We start from the raw sequence: 11623 nt of genomic DNA on the forward strand, positions 1-11623 counted from the left end.
TATCAAGCATTTTATTTAAGACATTTTTTAATTCAATTAATTGTGGATTTGCAGGATTTAGAGTAATTCTTGCTTTTAAATCTCCGCTTTCAATTGCTGCTGCTGTTTGAACGCTTTGTTCTACTGCGTTTGTATCTTGAGTAAGTGAGTTGATTGTTCTTTCAATGTTTTCATTAATAGCTTTAGCCATATCTCCGAACTCATCTTTAGAATTTAAATCAATCTTACTTGCTGTTTTTCTTTCGTGATTTATTAGTGCGAATACTTCTCTTAAGCCTTTTTGAATGATTTCAAGTGGGCGAAGTGAGAATTTGATTAAGAAGAATAAGCATAATAAAATAATCACTAAAGAAGCGAAAAATAATGTTATATTTTGTTTTAATAAAGAATTTAAAGTATCGTCTATATCGCTAGTTAAATTGGTGCTACAGAATTTCCAGCCTGTTGTATTTGAATTAATACATACTGCAGTTTTTTCATCACCTTTAAAGGTATAGCGAACTGAAATGCCATCTTTTAGATTATTTTCAATCATTTTTATAACATCATCTTGCTTTAATTCAAATTCTTCATTTGGGTGCATTACAAATTCTAATTTATCATCATAAGCAAATATTGTGTTGGTCTTAGAAAAATGTAAAGTTAAAATTTGATTTTTTAAATCTTTAAATGCCATATCTCCACCAATTACTCCAATGATTTTGCCATTTTTAATAATAGGTGCTGAAATTGTCATAACTTTTTCTTTTAATCTCTCATCAGGATAAACTTCTTTACCTAATAAAGCCCTATTGGCACTAATAGCATCTTTATACCAACCCCTACTTCTTGCATCTTGGTCTTTTACTATATAAGGCTCGTTATTAGAGCTAATATAATAAAACTTGCCACTATCAGCCATACCAATAAATAAAGCAGAGAAATTTGAAATTCCTAAATAATTTTTAAGAATTTTAAAGATATTCTCATCTTGATTATCTTCACTAATTGAATTTGCTAAAATTGGTGAGAATTGCTCTATAAAATTTATTCTTGAATTAAAATAAGAATCTACATAAAGCATAGTGGCATTTAAGCCGTTTTCTTTAGCTTTGTCTGTAAATGATAATGAATCAGTTTTTGAACTAGAATAATTCACTATACACAATACAATAAAGCAAACTACAAGTGGGATAGCAATTAATGCTGGAATTTTGTTTGTTAATTTCATAATACTCCTTTTTAAAAAATTGCGTTAATGTTACAATTAAAGAATTGAATAATATTTAATAGTAAAAAAATTTTTAAATATCTATGTAGCAATGGTTTAAGCGTTTAAGGAATAATAAGAAAAATTATGATTTCAATTAAAAAAATATTAATTGAAATCAATGAAATTATAAAATCTCTTTTAATTTATTAGCATTCTTAAGCCATTCGTTTAGCTTTTGATATTCATCGTTATTTATCATTTGCTTAAACTCATTTAGTTCATTTATAAAGCCATCAAGAGCATTTAAAACATTTGTTTTATTTTCTTTAAAAATACTTTCCCACATTGCAGGGCTACTCTTTGCAATCCTACTCATATCAGCAAAAGAACCACCTGCTAGGTGTAAAATGTTTTTCTTATCTTCGCAATCTAACACATAATTTGCTAAAGAAAAGCTAATTACATGCGGTAGATGAGATATGATGGCACTATGATGATCGTGCGAACTTGCATTCATAAAAGTAATTCTCATTCCAATATTGCTTAATAATTCTATGGTTCTATGTTGATGAAATACGCTCGTATTTTCGGTATTGCACAATACACAAACAGCATTTTTAAATAAATCAATCTTAGCAGCACTAGGACCATTATGCTCTGTTCCTGCCATTGGATGAGCTAGTATGAATTGCTCTTTTAAATCATCGCTTATTGCGTTTTGAATACTTTCTTTTGTGCTACCAAATTCTATAATTGTAGTAGTTTTTGGAATATCTTTTAATTGTTTAATAATTTCAATAATAGCCCCAACAGGAACACATAAGAAAATCAAATCACAAGTTTTAATCTCATCAAAAGTTATAATTTCATGAACTAAATTAAGCTTTAAAGCTTCTTTTTCGTGTTCTTTATTTAAATCAATTCCATAAACTCCACTAATAAATTTGTTTTTCATCAAATTTAAAGCCAATGAGCCACCAATTAATCCTAATCCAATTACAACTGCTTTCATAACTTATCCTTAATTAAGATTTATATATGCAAAATAATATAATATTTTTCTAAAAAAAGGAGTTTAAATGGTTGATTTTATTGTGATTTTTTTACACTTATTTTCAGCAATTATTTTTATAGGTTATGTATTTGTTGATGCGATTTTGTGCTATGGGTTAAAACAAGCTAATGAGCTAAAAAAGGCTTATTTTAAAAGTTCAGGTATTTTATATGCACTTAGCTTTGTTATATTAATTCTTAGCGGAATTTATCTAGCATATAATGAATATACTAATTTTGCAAATATAAATAAAATTATGTTTTTTATCAAAATAGCTCTAGTAATTTTAATGCTTTTTATAACTTTTATTAGTATTTATATAGCGAGATTTAAAAACAATAAAGAACATTTTTTGGTAAAACAAGCTCATATTTTAGCTTTGATAATATGTTTTTTGATAGTTTTATTTGCAAAATTATTAAGTATTTTATGAGTAGTGAAAAAAGAATTTGAAATAAAATCTTATTTCAAATTCTTAATATTTTTAGCCTTTATTTGTAGCTAATTTGCGTCTTAGGTAAGCGATTTTTGTTTGTAGTGGTAATTGTTTAGGGCAATTATCTTCACAAGCAAGTAAGCTCATACAAGCAAAAATTCCATCATCATCACCAACTAATTCATAAAAATCATCTAAAGTTCTATTATCGTGTGGGTCTTGCTCGTATCTTGCAGCTCTCATAAGTCCTGCAGCACCTATGAAATTAGGTCTCATAACTTTAGTCGCACAAGAAGCTATACAAATACCACATTCAATACATCTATCAAGCTCAAATGTTTCTTCAGCAACTGCTGGCTCAACTCTTTCTTCAATCTTAGAAATATCAGTAACTTTGTCAGTATGTATCCAGCTTTCTACCCTTTTACACATACCTTCCATCCATTCACCTGTATTAACACTTAAATCCTTAATATGCTTAAACGCAGGTAAAGGCATAAGCTCAATTACTCCATCAGGATAATCTTTAGTAAGAGTTTTGCAACCTAATTTTGGTTTTCCATTAATCATCATTGCACATGAGCCACAAATTCCTGCACGACAAACGAAATCAAAACTCAAACTTGCATCAAATTTTTCTCTAATTTGATTTAAAACTATAAAAATAGTCATACCACTAGTTTCATCTAATGTATAAGTAGCAAAATGTGGCTTGCTAATTTTACTATGTGGATTATATTTAAATACCCTTATTGTTAGTTTCCTACTCATAATCAACCCCTATTCTTTGATTAGCTGCTTTAAATCTAGCTTGTAATTCATAAGGCATAAGTGCGTCTTGGATTTCTGCTCTACTTTTACCTTCTGCTTGTAATTTTTCTGTAATTTCATCTACTTGTTTTTGACGAACTTCACTTAAAGGATTTTCAATTATATTTCCTTTTGCACCATAACCACGGAATGCTGGTGGCATTTCCATTTTCATAATATCAAGGTCTTCATATTCAACTCTAGGTAAAGTTGAGCCTTCATCCCAATAAGTCATAGTTCTTTTCATCCAATTTAAATCATCTCTTTTTGGATAATCTTCTCTATAATGAGCCCCACGGCTTTCAGTTCTAAGAAGCGCACCACGAGCAACACATAAAGCAACTTTTAACATTCTTGGAACTCTATAAGCTTCTTCTAGCTCTGGATTTGAACAATTTAATTCTTTATCTTTAATAGCTACTTTTTTGCTCTCTATTAATAATTCTTCAAGGCGTTTTACTGCGTATTCTAATCCTTCGCCTGTTCTAAAAATAGCAACATGCTCCCACATAATATCTTTCATTTCGTTTTTGATTTCAAAAATATTATATTTACCTTCACGATTTGCTATTTCTTTTAAATAATTTGCTTCATCGTTTAAGAATTTTTGAACCACTTGCATATCAGCTACTATTGTATTATTTTTGCAATACTCAGAAAAATAATCTCCTACAATCATACCTGCAACAACGGTTTCAGCACAGCTATTTCCACCAAGTCTATTAAATCCGTGCATATCCCAGCAAGCTGCTTCACCTGCTGCAAAAAGACCTTTCATCTTTGGAGTTTCTCCGTTTGGCTTAGTTCTAATTCCACCCATTGAATAGTGTTGCATAGGAAGAACCGGCGCCCAACCTTTTGGACCTTCATCAGCAGGGTCAATTCCATTAAATGTCTTACAAATATCTTGAACATCTCTTAAGTTTTTTTCAACATGAGCACGACCTAAGATTGAAATATCAAGCCATAAATGCTCTCCATAAGGACTTTTAACACCTTTTCCTTTTCTAATATGTTCCATCATACGGCGACTTACAACATCACGACTTGCTAATTCTTTTTTCTCAGGCTCATAATCAGGCATAAAGCGGTATCCATCAACATCTCTTAAAATACCACCATCACCACGGCAACCTTCAGTTAAAAGTATCCCACTTGGAACAATTGGAGTTGGGTGAAATTGAACCGCTTCCATATTTGATAAAGAGCATAATCCTGTCTCAAGTGCCATTGCTGCACCTGTTCCTTCACAAATAACAGCGTTTGTAGTTTGTTTATAAACTCTACCATATCCACCTGTTGCTATCATTGTGCCTTTTGATACAAATGCAGTTAAACTACCATCAATTAAGCTTCTTGCAACTACGCCTAAACAAATTCCATCTTTGTGAATAATTCTAAGAGCTTCCATTCTATCTATGATTTTTACATTATGTTTGATTGCTTCGTTTGCAACCCCAAAAATCATACAATGCCCTGTAGCATCAGCAATATAGCAAGTTCTCCATTTTTTAGTCCCACCAAAATCTCTTGCATTTATAAGTCCGTGTGCTTCTTCTTTTTCTTCTATTGTTACTTTTTGTGCGTTTATAACAACATTTCTAGGACCTTTTGTAATCCTAGTCCAAGGCACGCCCCAACTAGCTAACTCACGAACAGCCTTAGGTGCAGTTTGAGCAAACATTCTTGCTACTTCTTGATCGCATCCCCAATCACTTCCTTTTACGGTGTCAGCAAAGTGTAAATCTTCATTATCTCCTTCGCCTTTATTGCCATTAGCAAGACTTGCTTGCATACCACCTTGAACCGCAGCTGAGTGAGAACGCTTAACAGGACAAATACTTAAAAGCGTAACTGATTGACCACTTTTAGCAACTTCAACAGCACTTCTAAGTCCTGCTAAACCACCACCAACTATTAAAGCATCACTAAATTCTACTTTCATTTTAAGCCTTTCTGTTTGTTATAAGCTAATACCAGCTTTTATAAATACTGCTAAATTAGCAAGTCCTAAAACTATAAAGAAAATACTAATAACCCATTTTAATTTTTTAAGAGTTTTTCTTCTAGCTCTTGCAGTATGCACATCATTTCCATCAAACCAGCCCCATTTAACGCAAAGTCTATAAAGACCAATACCACCATGAAGCTCAACAGCGAATAATAAAATTAAATAAAACGCCCACATATTATGATTTACAATTCTTTCAACTGCACCTAAAAATCTAATAGTTTCAGGATTAAAAAACATCATTGCAAGGTGCATTGAAGCGAAGAAAAACATAACAAAACCTGTACAGGCTTGAATAACCCAAAGCGTTGTATCTTCGTGTTTTATTAGTTTTGAATGCTCTCTTGCGATTTGCCATTGGCGATAAGTAATTGGTAATTTTCTCATACCAAGAGCAGCGTGAATAAAGAAAATAATAAAAATAATAAGCACCATACAAGATACTAAAGCAGGTTTTGGCGTATCAAAAATAGCCGAACCCTCAAAAAACTTAGCCGTAGCTTCAAAAAATTCAGGACTGATTAAAACGGTAGAAACAAAAAGCATATGTCCCCACATAAAAAGCCCTAGAATTAAACCAGTAGCACTTTGATAAAAATCAAGCTTAGCAGGTAAGCGTGATTTAGTGCCATCAACTCTTTTGCCTAAAAAATTTTCAATTTTACTAGACACTTTAACTCCTTTTCTTAAATTTTTCTCATTTTACTAATGTTTAACAAACGACCTACGAAAAAATATGTGGAATAATGAATTTAAACCACGGATACGCAATAAGTGTGTAAATTAGTAAATAAATAGCTCCAAAAATAGCACCTAACTTCCAAAATTCTGCACCTTTAATATAACCACTCGCAAACCAAATTGGGCTATGTCCTGTCCCATAAGGCGTTAAAACACTTATCATACCCATTGGAGCTAGCAAAAACATCATAATAAAAGACGCATCATAACCAGCAATTTTACTTGCAATAATTGCAAACACCCCAACAACTGCAGTAACATATGCAGTCCCAGAAGCAAAGAAATATCTTAATAAACAAAACACAAGTAATAATATAAATACTGCTAAAGTAGGACTAATACCACTTAATAAACTATCAGTATATTTTGATAAGAATTCTAAAAATCCAACATTTTTTAATCCACCTGCCATTGTTACTAAAGTAGCAAACCAAGTAAGAACATTCCACGCTGGTTTATTAGCTAAAAAATCATTCCAAGTAATAATATTAGTAACTATCATTAGAATAATTACAATTAAAGCAGTTGTAGTAGCACTAACTCCAAAAGTCTTTGAACCTATCCATAGAATCAAAGCAAGAATTGAAATGCTTAACATTAATAATTCTTTTAATTTAATTGAGCCAAGTTTTACTAATTCTTCTTTAGCCCAAGCACTAATTTTACTAGAGCCTTTAACTTCTGGTGGATAGATATAATAAGTTAATAAGGGAGTGATTAAAAACAAAATAATACCAATAGGTAAAAAGCATAAAAACCAACCCATCCAATCAACTACAGCAATACCTGATTTTGATAATATCTCTAAAGCTAGTGGGTTTGGTGCTTGACCTGTTAAAAATATTGAACTTGAAATACAAGTAGTAGCAAGACTTACCCACGCTATGTAAGCACCTATTTTTCTTGGTTCTTTATCAGGAGAGCTATCATACATAGCAGGAATACTTGTAGCTATTGGATAAATGGTTCCACCACTTCTTGCAGCATTACTCGGAATAAATGGAGCTAAAATTAAATCAGCAATAGCAATTGCATAGCCTAAACCTAAAGTAGATTTGCCTAATTTATTTACTAAAATTAAAGCAATTCTTTTACCAAGACCACTATTTTGATAGCCAATTCCTATCATAAATGAAGCAAAAATAAGCCACACAACAGAATTTGAAAATCCAGTTAAACCCCAATTAATTGCAGCTTCTGAAGTAATTTTTGCACCAACTTCGCCTGATTTTGCAGGTCCAACTTTAAATAATACTGCTAAAGCTATAGCAATAATACCTAAAAAAGCAGGTGGCATAGGCTCTAAGATAAGCCCTACAACTAAAGCAGCAAAAATGCTAACATAAATCCAAGCATTCATACTAAGCTGAGAATAATCAGCAAATAAATACGAAAGCAAAAACACAAGCAAACCAGCAACAACTGGTGCGATAAATTTCCACAACGGAACCTTACCTTTCATATTAACTCCTAAAATTAAGTTGAAATTAATATATTCCAAAAAAGCTAAAGAAAATCTTAATTTTTTAAATAATCATCTAACTTTAAAAAATTAATATCTATTTTTAAGCTTTAATTTAAAAACAATTTAAACTTAAAATATTTTAAGGTTAATTTTTAATCATCATTTGCATTATTAAAAGCTAAATTAGTAAAAACCAAAATTCCATTTAATATTTTTGCTTATAAAATATTCCTAATAATAAAAACAAACTTATAAAGCCGACGCTATAAAGTAATTCTACAAATAATTTGCTTGTCATTTTACTAATCTCCTTTTGAGAGATTTTATAAAAAATTATATTTTTTAAGCCAATTAATTAAATAAAATAATCTAAAGATTATTTTTTTGATACATTAAGTAACAATAATAAAGTAACTATATAATTTTTAATATTTTAAAAAGGAAAATTATGAAAAAAATAATATTAACTAGTGCTTTTAGCTTTAGTGCTTTTAGCTTTAGTGCTTTGGCGTTAGAATTTGGTAGTTTAGGTAATATACCTTTGAGTATGGGATATGCTGGAGTTGCACTTAAAGATAATGATTTTGCAGCTTATTATAATCCTGCTAGTTTGATTTATTCTAAAAATGGAGTTAATTTTAGTTTTGGAGCAAATTATAATCAAAAAAATCTTTTAGAATTATCTAATCTTGATAAATCTATAAATAAAAAAATTGAAGCAAATATAAGCAAAATAAAGCATATTTTTAATCCAAACAACAATTCAAGAGCTAATAATTTAAAATTTGGTAATTTTGGTAGTGTTATAGATGATTTTATATTAAGAAACACAAATAGCGATAATGAAGATTTAGCCTTATTAGCAAAAACTTTTAAAGATGAATTAGATGATAATTTAACTAAAGATGAACTAGACAATATAATTAGTGATTTAAAAAATAAAATGCAAGATAATGATGAATTATCTACAACAATCAAAACCGAACTAATAACTTCAACAAATAATACAAATGAAGAATTAAATAACAATGGTGTTGATACAAAATTATTAACAAATATAATAAGTGATACCGATACAAAAAATGTCTTAGATGTGATAAAGAATTCAAAAGATGGTAATGTTAATTTAGATGATTTATTGTTAGATATTGGAGATACTAAATTAGATACCTTTCTTGATGAAAATACCTTAAATGATATTGAATTAATTTATAATGCAGTTTATGACAATGAAGTTAATTTAAATATATTAAGTGGTTTAGAATATAACAATAATTTAGGGGATTTAAGTGCTTTTGCTGTAAGCTTATTTAATACGATTTCACTTAATACTTATGCTTCATTAAATAAAGAAAAAAGTAGTTTAATAATAAAAATAAAAGATGATGATAGATATATTTATTTAAAATTATTTAAAAGCAATTCACAACTATTCGTAACCAATGTAAGCGAAGAAGAATATTTAAATCATTCAGCAATGCAAGATAGTGTAAAAAATCCTTTAAATACAACAATGCTAATGATAACAGAAGTGCCAATTAGCTACGCAAATGGTTTTATAATGCCTTATGGAGAGCTTAGTTTAGGTGCTAGTTTAAAATATATGAATATTCAAGCATATCAAGTAGAAAAAGGCATTAAAATAGATATGAATGGAGTTAATTCTAAAGATATAAATATTAAAAATGATTTGCATAATGCAAAATCAACAAATACTTTTGGAATAGATATAGGGGCATTATATAGTATAGATGATTTTTCTACTGGATTGGTTATTAAAAATTTAAATAATCCTAAAATCAAATTCCATTCAAGTAGTATGAGATTAAATCCGCAAGTAAGATTTGGATTAGCATATAAATATAGTGATTTTACTTTTGCTTTTGATACTGATTTAGTTACAAACACAACTTTATCAAATAAATACAATAAATCTCAAATGTTAGGCGGTGGTGTTAAATACGAATTTAATGATTATTTTAATCTAAGGGGTGGCTTAGCTTATGATATTAAAAAAGATTATGGGACTATACTTACAACGGGAGCTAATTTCTTTAATATATTTGATATAGCCTTAGCAAGTGGATTAAAGTCTAGTAATTGCGATAAAGATATTTGCAAGGTTTCAAGTAAAGTGCCTAATTATTTTGATTTAAGAATAGGATTTGGATATAAATGGTAAAGAATTTGAATTAGGATTTAACCTAATTCAAATCTTGCTTAATCCCAACATTCAGCGTTTTTAATACCTAATTTTTTAGCGCTAAATACAGGGTCTAAACCTCTTTTCTTTTGCTCATCATAATCTTTTAAGCATTTTATTAAAATAGGACTTAATAACAAAATAGCAATGATATTTATAGAAGCCATTGCAGCCATTGTAATATCTGCTAAATCCCAAGCTACTTTTAAATCTAATTGAGAACCAATAAATACCATAGCAACCGCACTTATTTTAAAAACTAATTCGTTTAAATTGTTTTTTGTAAGGTTTTTAACATTTGCATCTGCATAGTAAAAATTACCGATTAATGAAGTTACAGCAAATAAAATAACAGCAAAAGTTATAAAATGAAGTCCCCAAGTACCATAATATTCCATCATTGATTGTTGCACCATAGGTAAAGCATTTAATTTAGTTTCGCCAGTTGATAATTGATTAATGTAACTTTGTGAGAACAATACTAAAAATCCAGAGCATGAACATATAATTAAATCAATAAACACTGAAAAACTTTGAATAATTCCTTGTTTTACAGGATGGCTTGTATTTGCTGCTGCAGCTGCGTTTGGAGCAGAACCCATACCAGCTTCGTTTGAAAATAATCCACGCTTAATTCCTATTACTATAACACTACCTGCAAATCCACCAAAAATAGCTTGAAAATCAAAAGCACTATTAAAAATCATTTTAAACACAGATGGTATTAAATCATAGTGCATAGCCATAGCAATAATGCTTAATAAAATATAAACAAAAGCCATTATAGGAACAATAATTGAGCTTACTTTTCCAAGTGATTTTGAATTTGAAAAGAATAATGCAAAAGCAACAACACTTAAAATAATCCCTATAATTATACTTGCATTACTAAAGTTATCAGGAAAATATATCTCAAATGCTGAAGTCATAGTATGGCTTTGAAGTCCATTAAATCCATAAGCATAAGTAATAATTAAAATAACTGAAAATAATTTACCAAAAAATTTATTTCCTAAGCCTTTTTCAATAAAATATGCAGGTCCTCCACGAAAACCATTTTCATCTTTGCTTTTATATATTTGAGCTAATGTGCTTTCAGCAAATGCACTTGCACCACCTATAAATGCCATTACCCACATCCAAAACAATGCACCTGCACCACCAACTACAACTGCAGTGCTAATTCCAGCGATATTTCCAATACCAACCCTTGAAGCTGTTGAAATCATTAAAGCTTCAAAACTACTAACATGGTCTTTGTTGTCTTGCTTTTCTTTTAATAATGTTAAAACATTACCCATCAATCTAAACTGAGCAAAACGAGTATTAATAGTATAAATAACACCTACAATAATTAGTGCAAATACTAAAAAATAAGTATACAAATAACCATTTATTAAATCTAAAAATAAATGTATTTCTTCTAATAAACTTTGCAAACGCTCTCCTTGATAAAAATTTCAAAAAATCATTATATATAAATTCAAGCGTTTTTGGTTAATTACTTATGTTTGCTGCTTTTATCTTCGCAAGCAATAATTAATCTTTCAAAAGGATTTTTTTGATTATCTGGCTTTTTAATAATGTCTTTTAAGCTCTTTGGATGTAATAAATTCATAATATCTCCTTTAAATTTAAAAAAAACGAAGTTATTATAATAAATAAAAGATAATAAATATCAAAATCATATTATTTTTTATAAATTTTAATA

At 29.3% G+C, this 11623-nt stretch carries 9 protein-coding genes; 2 read left to right on the forward strand and 7 right to left on the reverse strand.

Features of this window, described 5'->3' with window-relative positions; genetic code table 11:
- Both KJQ99_RS06890 and KJQ99_RS06895 read right to left on the reverse strand, forming a co-directional pair.
- Positions 1-1210 (reverse strand): PDC sensor domain-containing protein (locus tag KJQ99_RS06890; RefSeq protein ID WP_214150357.1); only part of this gene is annotated, 1210 nt, incomplete at its 3' end.
- A gap of 166 nt (positions 1211-1376) precedes the next feature.
- Complete coding sequence (locus KJQ99_RS06895; protein ID WP_214120101.1) at positions 1377-2204, reverse strand: prephenate dehydrogenase; 828 nt, start codon at positions 2202-2204, stop codon at positions 1377-1379.
- A gap of 67 nt (positions 2205-2271) precedes the next feature.
- On the opposite strand from KJQ99_RS06895, the gene KJQ99_RS06900 reads away from it, so the two are divergent.
- Entirely contained in the window at positions 2272-2679 is a 408-nt protein-coding gene (locus KJQ99_RS06900) for a hypothetical protein (RefSeq protein WP_214120100.1), read from the forward strand.
- A gap of 51 nt (positions 2680-2730) precedes the next feature.
- On the opposite strand, the gene KJQ99_RS06905 is transcribed toward KJQ99_RS06900, so the two are convergent.
- From KJQ99_RS06905 to KJQ99_RS06920, 4 genes are read right to left on the reverse strand one after another with little or no spacing between them, the layout of a single operon-like run.
- Positions 2731-3453 (reverse strand): fumarate reductase iron-sulfur subunit, encoded by a 723-nt coding sequence (locus tag KJQ99_RS06905; protein WP_214117694.1) that lies wholly within the window; start codon positions 3451-3453, stop codon positions 2731-2733.
- On the reverse strand, positions 3446-5437 hold the full coding sequence (locus KJQ99_RS06910) for a fumarate reductase flavoprotein subunit (RefSeq protein ID WP_214120099.1): 1992 nt from the start codon (positions 5435-5437) through the stop codon (positions 3446-3448). Before KJQ99_RS06910 ends, KJQ99_RS06905 begins: the two co-directional genes overlap by 8 nt.
- Positions 5438-5455: 18 nt before the next feature.
- A complete protein-coding gene (locus KJQ99_RS06915) occupies positions 5456-6175 on the reverse strand; it encodes a fumarate reductase cytochrome b subunit (protein ID WP_214117696.1) in 720 nt (239 codons plus the stop codon).
- A 52-nt stretch (positions 6176-6227) separates the two neighbouring features.
- Positions 6228-7706 (reverse strand): DASS family sodium-coupled anion symporter, encoded by a 1479-nt coding sequence (locus KJQ99_RS06920; RefSeq protein ID WP_214117697.1) that lies wholly within the window; start codon positions 7704-7706, stop codon positions 6228-6230.
- 451 nt (positions 7707-8157) lie between these two features.
- Here KJQ99_RS06920 and traF point away from each other — a divergent pair, with 451 nt between their 5' ends.
- Complete coding sequence (traF, locus tag KJQ99_RS06925) at positions 8158-9891, forward strand: conjugal transfer protein TraF (RefSeq protein WP_214117698.1); 1734 nt, start codon at positions 8158-8160, stop codon at positions 9889-9891.
- 38 nt (positions 9892-9929) lie between these two features.
- Here traF and KJQ99_RS06930 read toward each other — a convergent pair whose 3' ends face one another.
- On the reverse strand, positions 9930-11330 hold the full coding sequence (locus tag KJQ99_RS06930; RefSeq protein ID WP_336609035.1) for an alanine/glycine:cation symporter family protein: 1401 nt from the start codon (positions 11328-11330) through the stop codon (positions 9930-9932).
- Positions 11331-11623 lie beyond the last annotated feature (293 nt).

This window comes from Campylobacter sp. 2018MI13, assembly GCF_018501135.1.
GTDB lineage: Bacteria > Campylobacterota > Campylobacteria > Campylobacterales > Campylobacteraceae > Campylobacter_E.

Excerpts from the sequence above, each read along its gene's own strand:
- KJQ99_RS06895 (WP_214120101.1), bottom strand. The coding sequence starts at position 2,204 with ATGAAAGCAGTTGTAATTGGATTAGGATTAATTGGTGGCTCATTGGCT.
- KJQ99_RS06900 (WP_214120100.1), top strand. The coding sequence starts at position 2,272 with ATGGTTGATTTTATTGTGATTTTTTTACACTTATTTTCAGCAATTATT.
- KJQ99_RS06905 (WP_214117694.1), bottom strand. The coding sequence starts at position 3,453 with ATGAGTAGGAAACTAACAATAAGGGTATTTAAATATAATCCACATAGT.
- KJQ99_RS06910 (WP_214120099.1), bottom strand. The coding sequence starts at position 5,437 with ATGAAAGTAGAATTTAGTGATGCTTTAATAGTTGGTGGTGGTTTAGCA.
- KJQ99_RS06920 (WP_214117697.1), bottom strand. The coding sequence starts at position 7,706 with ATGAAAGGTAAGGTTCCGTTGTGGAAATTTATCGCACCAGTTGTTGCT.
- traF (WP_214117698.1), top strand. The coding sequence starts at position 8,158 with ATGAAAAAAATAATATTAACTAGTGCTTTTAGCTTTAGTGCTTTTAGC.